This window comes from Brevundimonas sp. (assembly GCF_031082345.1).
Classification (GTDB): Bacteria; Pseudomonadota; Alphaproteobacteria; order Caulobacterales; family Caulobacteraceae; genus Brevundimonas.
Map to the genome: position 1 here is coordinate 5,419 of NZ_JAVHLH010000054.1, position 939 is coordinate 6,357.

Genomic DNA, 939 nt, shown 5'->3' on the forward strand with positions numbered 1-939 from the left:
TCCCCAACGTCAACGCGCGCGAAAGCACCTCCGACAAGATCAAGGAGGCCAACGAGATCATGAGCGCCCTGGGCGATTGGCAGGGCGAGGATCCGGCGACGGGCTTCCACCTGATCCGCCGGCCGGACGGGCGAGTGCTGAAGGTGGCGGACCTGGTCGACGACGACGGTCCCCGCCGCGACAAGGTGATCGGCGCGCTGAAGAACCCCGCCCACCGTAACGACCGGGACCATGTCGACATCATCATCGCCCTGGGGATGGCCAAGGAGGGCTTTGACTGGATCTGGTGCGAGCATGCGCTGACGGTCGGCTATCGCTCCAGTCTGACCGAGATTATCCAGATCATCGGCCGCGCCACCCGCGACGCACCAGGCAAGGCCTCGGCCCGGTTCACCAACCTGATCGCCGAACCAGACGCCAGCCAGGAGCTGGTCGTCGATGCCCTGAACGACACCCTGAAGGCCATCGCCGCCAGCCTGCTGATGGAACAGGTATTGGCCCCGCGCTTCGACTTCACGCCCAAGGACCTCGGCCCCAAGCCGGGATTCGACTACGGCCCGGCCGGCTATCAGGAGGACGGGAAGCACGCCAACGTTGGCTTCAATGAGAAGACCGGTCAGTTCCACATGGAGATCAAGGGGCTGGTCACGCCGTCCAGCCCCGAGGCGAAGCGCATTTGCCAAGAGGACCTGAACGAGATCATCACCGCCTTCGTGCAGGACAAGACCGTCGTCGAGCGCGGCATCTTCGACGACGAGACGGCCCCGCAGGAACTGACGCAGCTGCGCATGGGCAAGATCGTGCGCGACCGCTTCCCCGAGCTCACAGACGAGGACCAGGAAGCCGTCCGCCAGCACGCCGTCGCCGCGCTGAACATGACCCAGAAGGCCAAGGCCATGGCTGCCGGGGTCGACGATCCCGAACTGAAGGGCAGCACCG

Annotated in this window: 1 protein-coding gene; it reads left to right on the plus strand. The window is 65.5% G+C overall.

Annotation, left to right across the window (positions count from 1 at the left end; genetic code table 11):
- The coding region (locus RDU12_RS05450) for a DEAD/DEAH box helicase (RefSeq protein ID WP_374990190.1) at positions 1–939 on the plus strand (939 nt) is incomplete at both ends.